Annotated in this window: 16 protein-coding genes and 1 pseudogene; 7 read left to right on the top strand and 10 right to left on the bottom strand. The window is 72.3% G+C overall.

Annotated elements, in window-relative coordinates; all coding sequences use genetic code 11:
- Positions 1 to 44 precede the first annotated feature (44 nt).
- Together wrbA and OG570_RS25550 are read left to right on the top strand one after the other, a co-directional pair.
- The gene (gene wrbA, locus OG570_RS25555) at positions 45 to 659 is read left to right on the top strand and encodes an NAD(P)H:quinone oxidoreductase (RefSeq protein WP_326951839.1); all 615 of its coding nucleotides are present in this window, start codon (positions 45 to 47) and stop codon (positions 657 to 659) included.
- A 50-nt stretch (positions 660 to 709) separates the two neighbouring features.
- Positions 710 to 1,657, top strand: coding sequence for an EamA family transporter (locus tag OG570_RS25550; RefSeq protein WP_326951838.1), 948 nt, complete (start codon positions 710 to 712; stop codon positions 1,655 to 1,657).
- Between the two features lie 19 nt (positions 1,658 to 1,676).
- Here the strand turns inward: OG570_RS25550 and OG570_RS25545 are convergent, their stop codons facing one another.
- From OG570_RS25545 to thyX, 8 genes are all read right to left on the bottom strand, one after another.
- Complete coding sequence (locus OG570_RS25545) at positions 1,677 to 3,332, bottom strand: VWA domain-containing protein (protein ID WP_326951837.1); 1,656 nt, start codon at positions 3,330 to 3,332, stop codon at positions 1,677 to 1,679.
- Positions 3,333 to 3,477: 145 nt separating this feature from the next.
- Positions 3,478 to 5,175, bottom strand: a complete 1,698-nt coding sequence (locus tag OG570_RS25540; RefSeq protein WP_326943047.1) for a ribonuclease J — start codon at positions 5,173 to 5,175, stop codon at positions 3,478 to 3,480.
- The gene (dapA, locus tag OG570_RS25535) at positions 5,172 to 6,185 is read right to left on the bottom strand and encodes a 4-hydroxy-tetrahydrodipicolinate synthase (protein ID WP_326959806.1); all 1,014 of its coding nucleotides are present in this window, start codon (positions 6,183 to 6,185) and stop codon (positions 5,172 to 5,174) included. The genes OG570_RS25540 and dapA overlap by 4 nt, the downstream gene beginning before the upstream one ends.
- A 102-nt stretch (positions 6,186 to 6,287) precedes the next feature.
- A complete protein-coding gene (locus OG570_RS25530) occupies positions 6,288 to 7,778 on the bottom strand; it encodes a serine/threonine-protein kinase (protein ID WP_326943049.1) in 1,491 nt (496 codons plus the stop codon).
- 78 nt (positions 7,779 to 7,856) lie between these two features.
- Positions 7,857 to 8,297, bottom strand: a complete 441-nt coding sequence (locus OG570_RS25525) for a hypothetical protein (protein WP_247054653.1) — start codon at positions 8,295 to 8,297, stop codon at positions 7,857 to 7,859.
- Between the two features lie 27 nt (positions 8,298 to 8,324).
- Positions 8,325 to 9,566, bottom strand: a complete 1,242-nt coding sequence (locus OG570_RS25520) for an Nramp family divalent metal transporter (protein ID WP_326943051.1) — start codon at positions 9,564 to 9,566, stop codon at positions 8,325 to 8,327.
- Positions 9,567 to 9,741: 175 nt separating this feature from the next.
- The gene (locus tag OG570_RS25515) at positions 9,742 to 10,140 is read right to left on the bottom strand and encodes an ACT domain-containing protein (protein WP_247054657.1); all 399 of its coding nucleotides are present in this window, start codon (positions 10,138 to 10,140) and stop codon (positions 9,742 to 9,744) included.
- A complete protein-coding gene (gene thyX / locus OG570_RS25510) occupies positions 10,140 to 10,892 on the bottom strand; it encodes an FAD-dependent thymidylate synthase (RefSeq protein ID WP_247054659.1) in 753 nt (250 codons plus the stop codon). The genes OG570_RS25515 and thyX overlap by 1 nt, the downstream gene beginning before the upstream one ends.
- Positions 10,893 to 11,036: 144 nt before the next feature.
- Here thyX and OG570_RS25505 point away from each other — a divergent pair, with 144 nt between their 5' ends.
- From OG570_RS25505 to OG570_RS25495, 3 genes are all read left to right on the top strand, one after another.
- The gene (locus OG570_RS25505; RefSeq protein WP_247054661.1) at positions 11,037 to 11,573 is read left to right on the top strand and encodes a toxin-antitoxin system HicB family antitoxin; all 537 of its coding nucleotides are present in this window, start codon (positions 11,037 to 11,039) and stop codon (positions 11,571 to 11,573) included.
- Between the two features lie 12 nt (positions 11,574 to 11,585).
- Entirely contained in the window at positions 11,586 to 12,602 is a 1,017-nt protein-coding gene (locus tag OG570_RS25500; RefSeq protein WP_326959803.1) for a DUF4097 family beta strand repeat-containing protein, read from the top strand.
- A gap of 78 nt (positions 12,603 to 12,680) precedes the next feature.
- Positions 12,681 to 13,766, top strand: coding sequence for an ADP-ribosylglycohydrolase family protein (locus tag OG570_RS25495; RefSeq protein WP_326959801.1), 1,086 nt, complete (start codon positions 12,681 to 12,683; stop codon positions 13,764 to 13,766).
- Between the two features lie 378 nt (positions 13,767 to 14,144).
- On the opposite strand, the gene OG570_RS25490 is transcribed toward OG570_RS25495, so the two are convergent.
- Entirely contained in the window at positions 14,145 to 15,359 is a 1,215-nt protein-coding gene (locus OG570_RS25490; protein ID WP_326959799.1) for a winged helix-turn-helix domain-containing protein, read from the bottom strand.
- Positions 15,360 to 15,419: 60 nt separating this feature from the next.
- On the opposite strand from OG570_RS25490, the gene OG570_RS25485 reads away from it, so the two are divergent.
- Positions 15,420 to 15,977, top strand: a complete 558-nt coding sequence (locus OG570_RS25485; protein ID WP_326959797.1) for a GNAT family N-acetyltransferase — start codon at positions 15,420 to 15,422, stop codon at positions 15,975 to 15,977.
- A gap of 18 nt (positions 15,978 to 15,995) precedes the next feature.
- On the opposite strand, the pseudogene OG570_RS25480 reads toward OG570_RS25485, so the two are convergent.
- Positions 15,996 to 16,346 (bottom strand): annotated as a pseudogene (locus OG570_RS25480) (GtrA family protein); the annotation flags it as partial.
- Positions 16,347 to 16,590: 244 nt separating this feature from the next.
- On the opposite strand from OG570_RS25480, the gene OG570_RS25475 reads away from it, so the two are divergent.
- Positions 16,591 to 17,109: a hypothetical protein gene (locus OG570_RS25475; protein ID WP_247054675.1), complete on the top strand. Its 519-nt coding sequence runs from the start codon at positions 16,591 to 16,593 to the stop codon at positions 17,107 to 17,109.

Genomic DNA, 17,109 nt, shown 5'->3' with positions numbered 1-17,109 from the left:
CGGATTCTGGGACACGTGACCATCAGCCCCTAGAGTCGGCGGACGTGAGCACACGGATACTCGTCGTCTACTACAGCGCGACCGGGAACACCGCCGCCCTCGCCGAGTCCCTCGCCGCGGGGGCGAAGGAGACCGGGGCCGAGGTGCGGGTGCGGACCGTGCCGGAGACGGTGCCGCCGGCCGCGATCGCCACCAACCCCCGCTGGCAGGCCTGGGTCGACTCCGGCCCGCACCATGACCTCGCCACGCTCGACGACCTCATGTGGGCCGACGGCCTCGCGGTGGGCAGCCCGACCCGCTTCGGCGGCCCGGCCGCCCAGCTCAAGTCCTATTTGGACAGCACGGGTGGCCTGTGGGCGCAGGGAAAGCTCGCGGACAAGGTCGCGACGTCGTTCACCACGGCGTCGACCGCGCACGGTGGCCTGGAGTCCACGCTGCTGGCGATCAACAACGTCTTCTACCACTGGGGCGCGATCGTCGTGCCGCTCGGTTACACCGACCCGCACCTGAAGGAGTCCGGCAACCCGTACGGCGGCTCGTTCGTCTCGCGCAAGTCGGCTTCGCCGGACGACCTGGCGCTGGGCGCGCTGCGCCTCCAGGGGCGGCGGCTGGCCACGATCACGACGCACGTCGCGACCGGCCTCAAGCAGCCGGAGTAACCGGGAAAACTCTTTTGGTGGTGACGCCCGCGGCCCCTAGAGTCGCGAGGGTGACCACCGAACTGCCCGTCGTCGCGCCGCCGCGGGTCACCTCCCGTGCCCGCGGCACCACGCTCGTCCTGCTCGCCGCGCTGTTCTTCAGCACGTCGGGCACGCTGGGCAAGTCGGCGATGTCCGCCGGCGTCACCCCCGAACAGGTCGCGGCTGCGCGGATCACGCTCGCCGGGGTCGTGCTGCTCGCCGGCGTGGCGCTGTTCGCGCCGCGGAAGCTGAAGGTGCGCCGGGAGCACCTCCCGGTGCTGCTCGGGTACGGCCTGCTCGGCGTGGCCGGTGTGCAGCTGCTGTACTTCGTCGCCGCCGGCCGGATCCCGGTCGGCATCGCGATCCTGCTGGAGTTCGTCTCGCCGGTGCTCATCGCGCTGTGGGTCCGGTTCGTGCGGCGCCACCGGCTGCCACGGGCCGTCTGGGGCGGCATCGCCCTCGCGATGGCCGGGCTCGCGATGGTCGCGCAGGTCTGGCAGGGCGTGACGCTGGACGTCACCGGCCTGCTCGCCGGCGTCGGCGCGGCCCTCTGCTCGGCCGGGTACTTCCTGCTCGGCGAGCGCGCGGTGGCCGACATCGACCCGCTGGGCCTGGTCACCTGGGGCATGGTGCTCGGCGCGGTCGCGGTGTGCGTCGTCGCGCCGCCGTGGACGTGGCCGGTGCGCCTGCTCGACGTCGACGTCGAGTTCGGGGCCTGGCACCCGCCCGTGTGGCTGCTGCTGACCCTGCTGGTCCTGGTGGCGACGGTGCTCGCCTACGTCTTCGGCATCTCGTCGCTGCGGCACCTGCCGGCGTCGGTGGCGAGCGTGCTCGGGCTGGTCGAACCGGTGATCACGACGGTCGCGGCGTGGCTGCTGCTCGGCGAGGAGCTCGCCTGGCCGCAGCTGCTCGGCGCGGCGATCCTGCTGGCCGGCGCCTACGTCGTGCAACGCAACTCGGAGATCCTCACGGCCTGACAGCGTCCACTGTGGAGGGTCAGCCGCCGCCGGCTATGCGGCTCAAGGCTCCGAAGAACACTTCCGTGATCTTCGTCGGGTCGGTGGCCACGAACGCGCTGCCGCCCGTGGCTTTCGTGATGTCGTCCAGCTCCGTCTTGTCCGCGTCCGGGCCGACGCCGACGCCGATCAGCGGGATCGGGCGTCGCGCGTCCTGCAGTTTTCCCAGCTCCGTCAGCAGGTCCGCGCGGTTGATGCCCTTCGGGTCCTCGTTGCGGCCGTCCGTCACGACGATCACCAGGTTCAGCCGGCCGGGCTCCCACTCGCGACGCGCGGTGCGGTAGGTCTCCAGCACGCTGTCGTAGAGGCCCGTCCCGCCGTCGACGGTGGCCTTCAGCTGGTTCAGCTTGTAGAGCGCGCCGCTGGCCAGGTGCTGGGCGACCGGCGCCATCGGCAGGATCTCGCGGTAGTCCTTGTCGCCGTCCAAGCGGGTCGAGAACTCCAGCATCCGCAGCTGGGTCGTCGGCTTGAACAGGTGCAACGCCTTCGCCGTGGCCTCGGTGGTCAGCTGCATCCGGTTCAGCCCGGTGCCCGGCACCTGCGCGTTCATCGAACCGGAGACGTCGAGCAGCACCTGCACCCGCGCGCTCAGGTTGATGCCGGCCCACTGGTTGAGCAGGTAGTCGACGTCGACGGCGTCCGGCATGCCGAGCGTCCGGAAGCCCGTCGGCGACACGCGCGGGTCGTCCGCGTGCTCGCGCAGCGCCTGGCCGCCCGCGGCGCGCAGGCCCGTCTTCGCGATGGCGTCGCCGCCCGAGCCGTTGAGCATCGCCTCGCGCAGCTTGTCGACGATCGGGCGCTGCTCCGGCGTGATCCCGCCCAGCTCGGCGAACGGGTAGTCCAGCGTGGGCACCGCGGCCGAGTAGACGGCGACCAGCGGCGACGCCGCGTCCTCGACGTTGTGGCGCAGCAAGGAGTTCTCCGACACCGGGAACGCCGTCACCGAGCCCGTGCCGGCGCCGTCGCTCGACCCCGGCAGCCGCGCGATGAGGTCGTTCCCCTCGCCGAGCGTGTTCGTCGAGAACCGCCGCAGCTGTGCGACATAGGCCGCCGCGGCGTCGGGGTTCGACCGCACGGTGGCCCGGATCCCGAACAGGGCCGCCGCGCCGACGGCGTCGCGCGCCGGGTCGGGCATGCCGGTGACGATCCCCGCCGCGTCCGGCGCGAGGACGTCGGCCCAGCTCAAGGTGCGCGACGGCCAGCCGAGGCCCTTCGCCGCCGCTTCCGCGACCGCCAGCACCACCGGTGAGCTGGCCACCGACGCGCCGGTCTCGGGGACGTCGGCGGCGCCGAGCTGGTGGGCGCGGCGCAGCGCGAGGGTGGAGTCGGGCACCCAGACCTGCGGTCGCGGGGTGCCGTCGGACATCGCGAGCCGTTCGGCGGCCAGCGTCGCCTCACGGGTCTGGACCTCGATGGAGTCGCAGCCGAGGTCGAGGCCCTGGACGACCAGCGACAGCGCGGGCGCGATGTCCGGGGACGCGGTGACCAGGACCTTCGCCGGGTGCTCGCAGGCCGGCGCGGATCGCACCACCGAGACGGTCACCCAGGCCGCGGCACCGAGGACGACCACGAGCCCGGTCGCCAGGGCGGGCACGAGCAAGCGGCGTCGTCGCCCGTCCGGCGAATGACGTCCCATCGGCGCGGCCTCTCTTCCCGAGGCGGGTGAGACTCAAGGCTAGTCCGCAGTCCACTGGCCGCACGTGGTCCGGACGGGCTAAGAAACGCAGAACGCCTTCGCACTCCCGGAGGAGGCGAAGGCGTTCTGCGTACTTTCGAAGGGTCTAGACCGGGATGACCGTCGGGACGATCATCGGGCGGCGGCGGTAGGTGTCGGCCACCCAGCGGCCGACCACGCGGCGGACCGCCTGGGCGATGCGGTGCGTGTCGGTGATGCCCTCGGCCTCCGTGCGCGCCAGCTCCATCTCCACCAGCGGCACGACGGCGGCGAGCGCCTTCGGGTCGTCGGAGAAGCCGCGGCCGGACACCGTCGGGGCGCTGACCGGGCGGCCGGTGGCGGATTCGATCGCGACGCTGATCGAGATGAACCCGCCCTCACCCAGCACCAGCCGGTCGGACAGGGTCGACTCGCCGACGTCGCCGACCGAGAGGCCGTCGACGTAGACGTGCCCGACCTCGACGCGGCCGGTGCGGGAGGCCTTGCCGTCGACCAGGTCGACGACCACGCCGTCTTCGGCGATCACCACGTTGTCCGCCGCGACGCCGGTGCGGATCGCCAGCTCGGCGTTGGCCTTCAGGTGCTTCCACTCGCCGTGGACCGGCATGACGTTGCTCGGCCGGACCGCGTTGTACAGGTACAGCAGCTCGCCCGCCGACGCGTGGCCGGAGACGTGCACCTTGGCGTTGCCCTGGTGCACGACGTTCGCGCCGAGCCGGGTCAGGCCGTTGACCACGCCGAACACCGCGGTCTCGTTGCCCGGGATCATCGAGCTGGCCAGCACGACGGTGTCGCCCGCGCGGATCGAGATCTGCCGGTGCTCGCCGCGCGCCATCCGCGACAGCGCCGAGAGCGGCTCGCCCTGGGACCCGGTGGAGACGAACAGGACCTTGCTCTCCGGCAGGCCGCTCGCCTGGTCGAGGTCGACCAGCAGGCCGTCCGGCACGTTGAGCAGGCCGAGGTCGGCGGCGATGCCCATGTTGCGGACCATCGACCGGCCGACGAACGCGATCCGGCGGCCGTGCCGCTGCGCGGCGTCGAGCACCTGCTGGACGCGGTGCACGTGGCTGGCGAAGCAGGCCACGATGACCCGCTGGCCGACGCGGCGGACGACGTCGTCGAGGACCGGGCCGATGTCGCGCTCGGGCATCACGAACCCGGGGACCTCGGCGTTGGTCGAGTCGACGCAGAACAGGTCGACGCCCTCGTCGCCGAGCCGGGAGAAACCGGCCAGGTCGGTGAGGCGGCCGTCGAGCGGGAGCTGGTCGAGCTTGATGTCACCGGTGTGCAGGACGACGCCCGCCGGGGTGCGGATGGCGACGGCCAGCGCGTCCGGGATCGAGTGGTTCACCGCGAAGAACTCGAGGTTGAACACGCCGACGTCGCGGCGCTCCCCCTCGCGGACCTCGATCAGCTTCGGCCGCTGCCGGTGCTCCTTGGCCTTGGCCGCGAGCAGGGCGTTGGTGAACCTCGAGCCGTAGATCGGCAGGTCCGGCCGCAGGCGCAGGAGGAACGGGACGGCACCGATGTGGTCCTCGTGCCCGTGGGTGAGCACCAGTCCTTCGATGTCGTCGAGGCGGTCCTCGATCGCGCGGAAGTCGGGCAGGATCAAGTCGACGCCGGGCTGGTCGTCTTCGGGGAAGAGCACCCCGCAGTCGACGATGAGCAGCCGGCCGGCGAACTCGAAGACGGTCATGTTGCGCCCGACCTCGCCGATACCGCCCAGCGCGACAACGCGCAGGGCCCCGGCTGGCAGTTCGGGCGGGGCGTTGGTGGGGCCTGGACCTGGGGGAAGTGAGCTCACCGAGGCAGGGTCCCAACGCTGGTGTGCGAGGTCGGCGCCACGTAGGCGGCCCTCGAGTCTGCTTGTGCCACCCGCTCACCATGCCAGTCCTGGGCCGCCGTGTCGCCCAGCGGCACGCCGCCCTGGGCCAGATCGGCGGCGATCAGGGCGGTTTGCTCGGCGGTGGCGGCCACGATCGGGAGCCGCGGCTCGCCGATGTCGAAGCCCCGCAGCTTCAGCGCGGCCTTGCTGAACGCGACCCCGCCGACCCGCGACATCGCGCGCAGCACCGGCAGCATGCCGCGGTGGTTGGTGCGCGCGGTGGACGTGTCGCCGTTCTCGTAGGCGTCGATCATCGCGCGGATCCGGCCCGCGACGACGTGACCGATCACACTCACCACGCCGGTGCCGCCGACGGAGATCCAGGGCAGGTTCAGCCCGTCGTCGCCCGAGTAGTAGGCGAGGTGCGTGTTGGCGATGACCTCGGAGCCGGCGATCAGGTCGCCCTTGGCGTCCTTGACCGCGACGATCCGCGAGTGCTCGGCCAGCCGCAGCAGCGTGTCGACCTCGATCGGGACGACCGAGCGCGGCGGGATGTCGTAGAGCATCACCGGCAGGCCGGTGCTGTCGGCGACGGTGGTGAAGTGCGCGTACAGCCCGGCCTGGCTGGGGCGCGAGTAGTACGGGGTGACGACCAGCAGCCCGTGCGCGCCCGCCGCTTCGGCCAGCTTGGCCTGCTCGATGCTGTGCGCGGTGTTGTTGGTGCCCGCGCCGGCCACGACGGTCGCGCGGTCGCCGACGGCCTCGACCACGGCGCGGACGAGCTCCTGCTTCTCCGCGTCGGTCGTGGTCGGGCTCTCGCCGGTGGTGCCGTTGATGACGAGGCCGTCGTTGCCCAGCTCCACGAGGTGCTCGGCCAGCTCCTGCGCCCGCTTCAGGTCCAGCGCGCCGTCGGCGTCGAAGGGGGTGGCCATCGCGGTGAGCACGCGCCCGAACGGCCGTCCGGGCGCGGCGGTTGGTGGGTTGGACATGCTGAGACGGTACCTCCTCCCCCCGACGAAAACCGCGCCGACCTGGTCGGGTGCGGGAAAGTGCGGAGGATTTCCGGGGTCCGGCCGTTCGTCCCGGAACTTCTACTTGACCTTGGTCACGATCGGCGCGGTGATCGGGCCGCCGTCGGCCTTGGTGAGGACGCAGTAGAAGTCGCGGCTGGGCTCCTCGCCCTTCACCGGCGTGCCCGTCCACTCGGCCGCGGTGGGCACGAGCGCGCGGTAGGTGAGGCCGGTGCGCTTGGCCTCCGGCACGATCGAGGAGCGGAACGCCGTCGCGCAGGCGGCTTCGGCGCTCGCTTTCACCGCGTCCAGGCCGGGGTAGGCGGCCACCGCGACGTCCTCGGTGTTCCAGTTCTCGACCGACAGCAGGCCGCCGATCTCGTAGACCTCCAGCGAGTGGCTCTTGTCGCACTCGGACTTGTTGTCGTCCTCGCTGATGATCGCGCCGTCCTGCACCGGGGCGTTGAAGCACCGGTAGTAGCTGCCGATGGCCGCGCGGATCTGGCCGCCGATGCCGTAGGTCATCGTCGGCTGCTTCTGCGCGTCGACCGCGGGCTTCTCGAAGGCCTTGCCGGCGAAGAACCCGCCGACCAGGGCGGCCACCACGAGCACCGCGGCGAGCGCGATCCACAGCCCGCGCAGGTTCTTCTTCGGCGGCTGCGGCGCCATCCGGGTCGGCGGGCCGCCCTGCAGCATCGCCGTGCCGCCCGGCGGGGTCGGCCGCGCGCCCTGGGCCGTGGCCAGCAGGTTCTGGGCCTGGGCCGTGGTCAGCCGGGCCTCCGGCTTGGCGACCAGCAACCCGAGGATCACCGCGGCGATCGGGCCGTGGCCGCGGGTCAGGTACGGGATCTCGGTCATGATCGCGTGCAGCGTCGCCGCCGTGGTCGCCCGCTCGAACGGCATCGTGCCCTCGACGGCGTAGAACAGCGTCGCGCCGAGCGACCACAGGTCGGACTCGGGCATGGCCTCGCGGCCTTCGACGCGCTCCGGCGCCATGAACGCGGGCGAGCCGACGATCATCCCGCTGGTGGTCAGGCGCGGGTCGTCGATGGCGTGGGCGATGCCGAAGTCCGTCAGCTTCACCCGGCCGTCCGGCGCGACCAGGATGTTCGCCGGCTTGACGTCGCGGTGCACGATCCCGGCCTTGTGCGCGGCCTGCAACGCGGTGAGCACCCGCTCCCCCAGCTGCGCGGCCTGCGCCGCGTGCATCGGGCCGCGCTGGCGCACGAGGTCGGCCAGCGACGGCGCCTCGACGAGCTCCATCACGATGAACGTGGTGCCGCCGTCGGTGACGACGTCGTAGACCGTGACGATCGACGGGTCGTTGAGCCGCCCGCCGGTGCGCACCTCGCGCAGGGCGCGCTCGGAGAAGACGGCGGCGGACTCGGCGTCGGGCAGCCGCAGCTCCTTGACCGCCACCTGGCGGCCGATCACCTGGTCCTGGGCCCGCCACACGACGCCCATGCCGCCCCGCCCGAGCTCGCCGAGCAGGACGTAACGGCCCGCGACAACCCGCTGACCAGGCGTGGCGGGCGCCCGCGGCGGGTACGGACGGGTCTGTTCGTCGGTCACGGTGCTCCTTCAGGCGGCGGTCGCGCAGATGCTAGTCGGACCGCCGCGGAGCGCCTCGGGTTCCGCGCAATTCGTGACTCAGCGAGCCGGGGCGTACCTTTCGCCGCGGTACGGGATCCAGCGGTAGCCCGGGGCGAAGTCGCTGAAGTCGGACCGCCGCCCGGCCGCGAACCAGATGTCCTCGCTGACCACGAGACCGGGCACGAGCGTCAGGTCCTGGGCCATGAGCTGGTCGTAGCTGCGCAGCTCGTCCGTCTTCGGACCGGCGAGGGCGTAGCGGTAGACCGGTGGCGCGGTCCGGAGCTGCCAGTAGAGCCGGCGCCCGGCCGCGGTGACGGCCGTCGCGTCCTCGTCGGACTCGACGCCGCGCTCGCCCACCCCCTCGGGCGCCACTCCGCACCACCAGCCGCCGTTGGCGGTGAAGATGCGCGAAGGCCAGCCCTCGAAGTGGCGCGCGAGATCCCGGGCGTGGGTCTCACGCCCCCCGCATTCGGCGTTGAGGGCGAAGATCCAGGCCATGGTCGCGGCCTCCCTGCTCGTGGGGTGTCAGCCGGTGAAGGTCAAGTAGATCAACACCAGGTTCAACGCGATGATGACCGCCGCGATCAGCGACGCCGCCACCGTTGTCAGGCGATGGTTGGCGTCCGCGCCCATCAGCTCGCGGTCGGCCGTCAGGCGGATCAGCGGTACCAGTGCGAACGGGATCCCGAACGACAGCACCACCTGCGAGACGACCAGCGCCGCGCTCGGGTCGGCACCGAGCGCGAGCACCACGATAGCCGGGGTGAGCGTGACCAGGCGGCGCAGGACCAGCGGAACCCGCTTGTGGAGCAGGCCCTGCATGATCATCGCGCCCGCGTAGGCCCCGACGGACGTCGACGCGAGGCCGGATGCGAGCAGGCCGATCGCGAACATCAGCGCGATGCCGGGACCGAGGGCGTGGGCGACGGCGCCGTGCGCGCCCTCGATGCTGTCGACCCCCTCCTGGCCCTGCAGGTTCGTGGCCGCGAGCAGGAGCATGCCGAGGTTGACCGCGCCGGCCAGGAGCATCGCCAGGCCGACGTCGGCGCGGGTGGCGCGCAGCAGCCGCCGGCGGCTGCCGGCGTCCGCCCGGCCGTGGCGGTCGCGGACCAGGCCGGAGTGCAGGTAGACGGCGTGCGGCATGACCGTCGCGCCGAGCATCGCGGCGGCGATCAGCACGCTGCCGGAGCCCTCGAAGCGCGGGACCAGCCCGCCGAGCGTGCCCGACGCCGACGGCGGCTCGACGAACAGGCTGGCCAGGAAGCCGATCGCGATGACCAGCAGCAGGCCGGTGACGACGCGCTCGAACGTCCGCTGGCCGCCGCGGTCCTGCACGGCCAGCAGCGTCAGCGACACCGCGCCGGTGATCAGGCCGCCCACGACGAGCGGCAGGTCGAACAGCAGGTTGAGCGCGATGGCGCCGCCGACGACCTCGGCCAGGTCGGTGGCGATGGCGACGACCTCGGCCTGCAGCCAGTACCCGATCCGGGCCGGACGGGACAGCCGGGCGCGCAGGGCCTCCGGCAGGGACATCCCGCTGACCAGGCCGAGCTTCGCGGACAGGTACTGGACGAGCACGGCCATCAGGTTCGCGACGACGATCACCCAGACCAGCAGGTAGCCGTAGCGGGCGCCGGCGCTGATGTTGGCCGCGACGTTCCCCGGGTCGACGTAGGCGATCGCCGCGACGAACGCCGGGCCGAGCAGGGCCGAGCCCGTGCGCAGGCGCGACACCAGTTTCGGCCGGGCGGCCTCGGTCACAGCCATGGCGCCTGCCTCTCGAACCGGATGTCGGGGACCCAAAACCGAAGTTTAGGCATGCCGAACTTTGCCTGACAAGGGTGATCGCTCCCACCTCGGTCACCCCCGGGTACCCCGAAAAGCCGTGAAGGCCTCCTTACCGGCCTTAAGAGCCGGTAAGGAGGCCTTCACGGACAACGAGTCAGGGGTGGGCGACCTCGTGGCCGGACTCGCGCAGCGCCTTGACGGCGTGGTCGAGCTCGGTCGCGCGGACCAGGATGTGGTCGGTGTCGAACGTGGACATCGAGAACAGCGCGACACCGGCCGCGGCCAGCTCCGAGGCCAGCGCGGCGATGATGCCGGTGAGGGTGAACTCGAGCGGGCCGCGGACCGACAGCAGCCGCCAGCCGTCCTCCGCGGCCGAGCTGCCGGCCGGTTCGCGCCCGGCCGGGCAGATCACCGACAGTTCTTCGGGCGTCCGGGTCACCGAGACGAACGCGGGTTCGCCGGGAGCGAGCAGCTCCGCCGGCACCGGGGCGTCCGCGGGCAGCCGGACGACGGCGTACTCGCCGGGCCGGACGTCGATAGCGAGGCGTTTCATCAGCCTTCGAGGACCTTCGGGCTCGTGGCGATCTCGGTGCCGTCGGGCAGCGTCGAGATGGTGAAGTCCGCGAAGATGTTCGCCGCGGCCTTCTGCAGCTGCCGCAGGCACTCCACGGCCAGCTCGCGGATCTCGACGTCGGCGTGCTCGGTGGCGCGCATCGCGACGAAGTGGCGCCACGCGCGGTAGTTCCCGGTGACGACGATGCGGGTCTCGGTCGCGTTCGGCAGCACGGCGCGCGCGGCTTGGCGGGCCTGCTTGCGGCGCAGGGTCGCGCTCGGCACGTCGGCGAACTTCTCCTCGAGCCCGGCGAGCAGCTCGGTGTAGGCGTCGACGCTCGCCTGGGCCGCGGCGAGGAACTTCTCGTGCAGCGCCGGGTCGTTCGCGATCACCTCGGGCTCGACGAAGGCCGCGTTGCGCTCGGGCACGTATCGCTGCGAGAGCTGCGAGTACGAGAAGTGGCGGTGGCGGATCAGCTCGTGGGTCAGCGATCGCGAGATGCCGCTGATGTAGAAGCTGACGGAACCGTGCTCCAGCACCGAAAGGTGGCCGACGTCGATGATGTGCTCGATGTAGCCGGCGTTGGTCGCGGTGACCGGGTTGGGCTTCTTCCACGACTGGTAGCAGGCGCGCCCGGCGAACTCGGCGAGCGCCTGGCCGCCGTCCGCGTCGGTCGACCACGGCACGTCCTCAGGCGGGAAGAACTCCGTCTTCGCGATCAGCTGCACCTTGGGTGACACGGTTTCGGCCACGTCCGCACTCCTTCTCCCGGCCCGACTCCACGACTCCAGCGCAGCCTAACCGCGTGAGGGCGGCCACTCCCGGGCGACACATGACACCAGCCTTGACACCGCCATCGCCTTGACCGATGTCAGAAGTGACGTCATAGTGGTGTCATGGACCTGACGCCGTACATCGCCAACCTCCGCGAAGACCTCGCGAACACGGCCTCCGCCGGGGATGAGCACACCCGGCGTGCGGCCGCCCTGCTGTCGGCCGCGCTCGAACCGGCGGTCCGCCTGACACTGATGAACGCGCTCGCGGACCTCGCCGCCGAGGTCACCGCCAGCCTACCCGGCCAAGTCGTCGACGTCCGGCTCGACGGCCGGGACGTCCGCGTGGTCGTCACCGGCGCCGCGGAGGAACCGGCACCACGGGCGACACCACGTGACACCACACCACCACCACCGATCGACACCGGTGACATCACCCGCATCACGCTGCGGCTGGTCGACCAGATCAAGGGCCAGGCCGAGCGGGCCGCGCAGGCGCAGGGCGTCTCGCTGAACACCTTTGTCTCCCAGGCGGTCCAGGGCGCGCTGGGCCACGGCGGGCTGGGCGGCAGCGGCCTGGGCGGGCTGGGCGGCGGGCGCAAGCACCACTCCAAGAGCGACCAGAGCGGCTCCCGCCTGCACGGCTGGGTCGAGGGCTGAGGGGAAACGACCATGAGCGAAGAGCAGACGACACCGAACGAGACACCGCCCGCCTCGGAGGTTCCGACCGACGAGACTTCCACCGAGCAGGCTTCCACTGAAGAAACCCACGCCGAAGAGGCCCGCACCGACGAGACCACGGCCGACGGCCTGACGCGCGTCCAGGAGTTCGAGGCCGGCGGGCCGCTCGAGCTGGACGTCGCCGTCACGATCGGGCGCGTGGAACTGGTGCTGGACCGCGAGTCCGGCGCCCGCGTCGAGCTGCGGCACGACCAGGGCGAGCAGCAGCCGTGGGTGGAGGGCGTCAACAACCTACTGTCCTGGGTCGGCGAGCGCTTCGGCGACCAGCTGGGCGTCGACCCGACGGCCTCCCCCGCCGAAGCGGTCAAGCAGAGCCGGATCGAGAAGCTGGGCAACCGCCTGGTCGTCCAGGCGCCGAAGGCGTGGCAGCTGCGCAACGTCGCGCTGTCGGTGACCGTGCACGCGCCGGCGGGTTCGCACGTCGAGGTGCGGGCGGGCGCGGCGGACGTCACCGTCGCCGGCTCGGCCGGGCGCGTCGACGTGCTGACCGGCTCCGGCGAGGTGAAGCTCGACCGGGCCGACGGCGCGGCGACCGTGCGCACCGGCAGCGGCGCCATCAAGCTCGGCCCGACACTCGGCGGCCTGCAGCTGCGCAGCGGCAGCGGCAACGTCGAGGCGACGTCGCTGGCCGGCTCGGCGACCCTGGCGACCGGCACGGGCGACGTCTGGCTGGGCGCGGTGACCGGCGAGGTGATGGCCCGCACCGGCAGCGGCGACCTCTCGGTGGCCGACGCCGGCGCCGGCACGCTCGACCTGATCACCGGCTCCGGCGAGGTCCGCATCGGCATCCGCGGCGGCACGACCGCCGAGGTCGACCTGACCTCCAGCGGCGGCCGCGTCTCCAGCGAGCTGGACGTCGCCGGCGCCGCCCCCGCGGGCGGCGTGACGCTGAAGGTCCGCGCCCGCACGGGCTCCGGCAACGCCGTGGTGACGCGCGCGGCCGGCTGAATGAGGGGGTGACGGGCCGTTCCCGGTGGGGGTACCGGGAACGGCCCGTTCTTCACGTCCGGGTGCCAGGATGGCGGCATGACGACGGTGGAGACCGAGCGCGCGGTGTACCGGGCGCGGCTGCGCGGGTGCCTGCTGGGCGGCGCGATCGGTGACGCGCTGGGCAACCCGGTCGAGTTCCAGGACCTCGCGGCGATCCGGCGGCCGGTCGGCCTAGTGGCGAACGCCGAGGGCGTCGCGGAGATCACCGACGACACGCAGATGACGCTGTTCAGCCTCGAAGGCTTTCACCGCGGCTGGGTCCGCGCGCAGGCGAAGGGCATCGGCGGCGCGATGGCGCAGCTGGTCCACGACGCGTACCTGCGCTGGCTCGACACGCAGGAGCACCCGGTGCCGCCGCCCGCGGAAGGCCGGCGGCACCGGGCCGGGCAGCTGCGGCTGGAGCCGTGGCTCTACGCGCGGCGGGCGCCGGGTTCGGCGTGCCTCTCCGGCCTTCGCGCGGCCTACACCCCGGACACCTACGCCGAACCGGACGGCCGGCCGGGTCCGGTGAACCCGGACTCGAAGGGCTGCGGCACGGTGATGCGCTCGGCGCCGTTCGGGTTCGCAGGCGGCGCGCGGCACGCCTACGTCGTCGCGGCGAACTGCGCGCGGATCACCCACGGCCACCCGACCGGCTACCACGCGGCGGGCGCGTTCGCGGCGATGATCGCGTACCTGCTCGAAGGCGAGTCCCTGGAAGCGGCGGTGCTGCGGTCGATGCGGCTGCTCGCGCGCTACCCGGCGCACGAGGAGACGCTGGCCGCGTTGCGTCAGGCATTGGATCTGGCCTTCTCGGGCGATCCCTCGCCCGAGAAGGTTGAGTCCCTCGGCGGTGGCTGGGTGGCCGAAGAGGCGCTGGCGATCGCCGTCTACGCGGCGCTGGCACCGGTGAGCGTGCCGGACGCGCACCCGGAGACGACGTTCCGCGCCCGGCTCCGGCTGGCCGTCACGCACTCCGGCGACAGCGACTCGACGGGGTCGATCTGCGGAAACCTGCTCGGCGCATGGCACGGCGACGACGTGCTGCCGTGGGACTGGGTGTCCCTTGTGGAGGGTCGCGCGACGATCGCGCGGCTGGCGGACGACTTCGCGACGGAATCGGCGCAGACGCGCGGGTACTAGGCGAGGAACCCCGCGACCTCCAGCCGGTGCAGCTCGCTCACCACAGCGGCCGGCTTCGATGCTGCGCAGCAGGATCATGGCTCACACTGCTCCGGCCGCGCGGATCGCACGCCACCGCAACCCCGCTCACCCAGCTCACCCAGCTCACCCAGCTCACCCAGCTCAAGCTTCGAACCCGCGCCGCTGGCCGGACGAATCCATCTCCACTGAAGCCCACGCAGCTCCAGCCGCGCGCCACCACAACCCCCGCCCACCGCCAGGCCGAGCGAATCGGCCACTAAGACCGCCGCGCCCTCGGCGCCCCCCGGATCCCGATCAGCCGCCGGGCTCGCCCACCACCCCGGCCGGTCCGGACCGGGACAGGCCGGCCGGCCGGCATCAGCGCACCAGCTTCGTCAGTGCCGGGGCCAGGTCTCCTCGGGCGCCCACCGTCACTCCCGACAGGCCCAGCCACTCCGCCATGTGCCTCAGTTCCGCCGCCAGCTCCGGGAGCAGCCGCGCCAGGTCCGCGCCCTCCTCGGCGAAGGCGCCCTGGACGCGCAGGACGCCCGTCGCGCGGTCGGACTTCAGGTCCACCCTCGCCGCCAGCTCGCCGTCCAGCAGGAAGGGGAACACGTAGTACCCGTACACCCGCTTCGGCTCCGGGACGTAGATCTCGATGCGGTAGCGGAACCCGAACAGCCGCTCCGTGCGGGCGCGCTCCCAGATCAGCGGGTCGAACGGGCACAGCAGCGCGCGGCCGGTGACCGCGCGGGGGGTCCGCGCCTCGAAGTGGCGATACGCCGGGGCCTTCCAGCCCCGGACCGCCACCGGCTCCAGCACGCCGGACTCGACCAGCTCCGCCACCGCCTGGCGTGCCGGGGCCGGGCCGAGGCGGTAGTAGTCGCGCAGGTCCGTCTCCGTCGCGACGCCCAACGCGCGCGCCGAACGCTCGATCAGGCCGCGCGCCCCTTCGTCGGCCGACACCGAGACGGCCAGGATCTCCGGTGGGACCACCCGCTCCGTCAGGTCGTACAGCCGCTCGAACGACCGGCGCGTGCCCGTGGTCAGCTGGCCGACGCCGAAGAGGTACTCGCAGACGCGCTTGACCTCCGAGCGCTCCCACCACGACCCCGGGCCGCGGCGCTGCGCGTCCGCCTCCACCTGGCGCTCGATGCCGCCCGCGCCGATCGGGCCCAGCTCCTTGACCACCGACAGGATCTCGTCGACCAGGCCCGGCGACTTCTCGATGAGCGGCCCGTAGTGCTTCCACCAGCCGTCCCGCTTCGCGCCCGACCGGATCAGCGGCCAGTCCTCGACCGGCAGCAGGCTCGCCTCGTGCGCCCACGTCTCCACCAGCAGCCGCGGCTGCTTCGCCGAGTGCGACCACGCCGCGCTGTCCAGCAGCGCGGGGTCGTAGGAACCCAGGCGCGAGAACACCGGCATGTAGTGCGCCCGGACCGCGACGTTCACCGAATCCAGCTGCAGCAGCTGGACGCGCGAAAGCACGCGTTTCAGGTGCCGCCGCGACGGCACACCGGAGGGACGCGGGTCGGCGAAGCCCTGCGCGGCCAGGAACGTCTTCCGGGCCGTCGCGACACTGATCGTCTGCATGATGACGTCATCGTGCCAGCCACCACCGACAGTTTTCGGCGACCCGATAGATTCGGGTCCATGAGCGACGCCGCCGTCCGCCCCGCCGACCTGTCCGACGCCGCGGAGATCGCCCGCATCCAGCGCGAGACCTGGCACGCCGCCTACGAAGACCTCCTGGGCAAGCAGGCCCTGGCCGAGCTGGACGGCGCCGACCTGGTCGGCACCTGGACCGAGGCCATCGACTACCCGAACAGCCAGGTCTACGTCGCCACCGAAGGCGAGTTCACCGTCGGGTTCTGCGTCGCCGGCCTGGCCCCGGACGTCGAGGTCGCCGCGGCCGACGGGTCCCTGCCCGCGGACGCCGACGTCACCGGGCTGATCGCCAACCTGCTCGTCGAGCCGCGCTGGGGACGGCGCGGGCACGCCGGGCGGCTACTCGGGACCGCCGCGGCGGGGCTGCGGGCCGACGGCGCCGTGCGCGGCATCGCCTGGGTCGGCCAAGGAGACCACGCCTCCCTCGGCTTCTACCGCCGGGCCGGCTGGAACCCCGACGGCACGGTCCGCACCCTCGACACCGGCGAGCGCATGCTGCGTGAGGTCCGGCTCACCGGAACCCTCGAGCTGTCCCTCGTCTGAGTCCCGGAAGAGCACCCACCGCATCACGGCGTACATGAAGACGCCCTCGCCGGCGCCCGCCAGCACCCGCGCGAGGTGGTATTCGACGCCGAGCGCGCTCAGTCCCGCGCCCACACCCAGCAGGAACACCGCGTAATTGACGGCGATCGCCCCGGTGTAAAGCACGAGCTGGATTCCGACGGCCGCGTGGGAATGGAAGTTGAACGTCCGGTTCAGCACGAAGCTCACCGCGAACGCGCAGCCGTACGCCAGCGTGATGCCGAGCCACACCGGCCAGCCCAGCAGCCCGTGGAAAACGGTCAGCAGGCCCAGGTCGAGGCCGAAGGTGAAGCCGTTGATCAGGCAGAAGCCGAGAAACGTCGGCGCCACGATCCGCGACAGACCCCAGGGGAGAAACCGCACGACGGTCCGGCACAGGGCGCCGAATCGGTCAGCGGGCGTACGAGGTTGTTCGGCGGCCACGCCGTCAGCGTTCCAGCGGGAGGTGGCCGGAAACGGTCCGGCAGGTGATCTTCTGGTGCGGACCACCGGCCGAAGAGTAGGGCCAACCCCAGTGCGCGGAGATTTCGAACTGATAACTTGGAAGACCGGGAGCAAATCAGGAGGTGACACGATGAGCTGGATCCTGCTGACGCTGGGCGTCGCGTTCGGTTCGGCCCTCGTGCCGCTGATCAACGCCGAGGTGTTCCTGATCGGGCTGTGCGCGAGCCACCCGGGCCTGCACTGGCTGTGGCTCGGCGCGGCCGTCGCGGTGGGCCAGATCGCCGGGAAGACGCTCTACTACCTGGCCGCGCGCGGCACCATCAAGCTGCCGAAACCCCTGCACGACCGGCTGCACCGCGAGCGCCCGATGACGGCGCGCAAGGTGCGCTGGGAGCTGCGGACGAAGAAGATTCGCGCGCGGGTCGACGCGCTGCGCGAGCGCTGCCACCGCCACCCGCACTGGATGGCCGGGACGTACGGCGTGAGCTCCCTGGTCGGCCTGCCGCCGTTCATGGCGACGAGCGTCCTGGCGGGGCTGGTCCGGATGCGCCTGGCGACGTTCCTGACGGCCGGCCTGACCGGACGCTGGATCCGCTTCAGCCTGATCGCCGCCGCACCCGCCGTGTTCGCGGGCTGGATGCACCACTGA

The sequence above is a fragment of the Amycolatopsis sp. NBC_01286 genome, from assembly GCF_035982555.1.
Classification (GTDB): domain Bacteria; phylum Actinomycetota; class Actinomycetes; order Mycobacteriales; family Pseudonocardiaceae; genus Amycolatopsis.
This window is presented reverse-complemented; position numbering and strand designations above follow the sequence as displayed.